The organism is Microbacterium karelineae (assembly GCF_009745985.1).
GTDB lineage: Bacteria > Actinomycetota > Actinomycetes > Actinomycetales > Microbacteriaceae > Microbacterium > Microbacterium karelineae.
The window spans coordinates 1-1032 of the sequence record NZ_WFIX01000134.1; the positions used below are offsets into that span (position 1 = coordinate 1).

At 39.1% G+C, this 1032-nt stretch carries 1 protein-coding gene; it reads left to right on the forward strand.

The features are described from left to right. A partial coding sequence (locus GB932_RS22235) for a TAT-variant-translocated molybdopterin oxidoreductase (RefSeq protein WP_156758943.1) occupies positions 1–1032 on the forward strand: 1032 nt, incomplete at both ends.

The window sequence follows — 1032 nt, forward strand, 5'->3', positions numbered from 1 at the left end:
ACAAAATACAATTCAGAAGTATTCATGAACTTAAAGATCCAGCTTTGAATAATAAGCTGGCTCAGAAAGAGTTTCAGGAAGAAATTCCGGTAGAAGATTTCCTTGGAGATGCTGAGAAAAACGGATCTAGTACTTCAAGAAGAGATTTCCTTAAATTACTAGGGTTCTCTACAGCAGCAGTAACATTAGCTGCCTGCGAAGCTCCGGTAATCAAAACGATTCCTTATGTGGTAAAGCCGCATGATATTATTCCGGGAATCCCTAATTATTACGCTTCAACTTATTTTGACGGTTTCGACTTTGCTAGTGTTTTAGTAAAAACCCGTGAAGGTAGACCTATCAAAATTGAACCCAACCCGGCTGGTGGCGATTTAGGTAAAACTAACGCAAGAGCTCAGGCAAGTGTACTTTCTCTTTATGATAACGATAAAGTAAAGCAGCCTAAACTAGACGGTAAAGATGAAACTTTCGATAAAGTAGACAGTTTCGTTATCAAAGGGTTGGAAGAAGCTAAAGCGTCTGGCAAAAAGATTGTGGTATTATCACACTCTTTTGCTTCACCAACTTTCAAAAAGTTATTCGCTGAATTCAAAGCTAAATATCCTACAGCGGAATTAGTAACTTATGATGCATTCCCTTACTCTGCAGGATTAGATGCAGCACAGGAAGTATTCGGACAAAGAGCATTACCTGTTTATGACCTTAAAGGTTCTGAATTGGTAGTTTCTTTCCAGGCTGATTTCTTAGGAGATTATAACGCTTCAAGCTTAGAGACTTCTTATGCAGCAGCTAGAAAACCAGGAGCAAGCATGTTGAGACACATTCAGGTGGAGTCTAACATGTCATTAACTGGAGCTAACGCTGACTCCAGATACAGATTAAAACCAAGTGCTGTAAACAAAACTTTAGTGGAAGTTTACAATGCAATCGTAGGTGGTGGTACTACTGATAAGACTGCAACTGAAATTGCTAATGAATTGAAAGCAAAAGGAAGCAAAGCTGTTGTTTTCGCTGACGGTTCTAAAGGAGCAC